Genomic DNA, 201 nt, shown 5'->3' on the forward strand with positions numbered 1-201 from the left:
CTCTTGACCGCCTAAAAGAGATTTGCAGCAAACATGGCGTTCGTTTATGCCTTGACGCATGCAGCAGCATCGGCTCTGTTCCAGTTGACTTATCTGGCGTCTGGCTTGCTAGTTCAGTCAGCGGCAAAGGATTGGCAGCTTATCCCGGACTGGCCCTCGTCTTCCATGACGAACCAGCTTTCGCAAATGATTCGTTGCCTG

General features: G+C 52.2%; 1 pseudogene. It reads left to right on the plus strand.

Annotated features, from left to right (window positions below):
• A pseudogene (locus CHH91_RS20195) lies at nt 1-201 on the plus strand (aminotransferase); the annotation flags it as partial.

This window comes from Virgibacillus sp. 7505 (genome assembly GCF_002272135.1).
Taxonomy (GTDB): Bacteria; Bacillota; Bacilli; order Bacillales; family Amphibacillaceae; genus Terribacillus.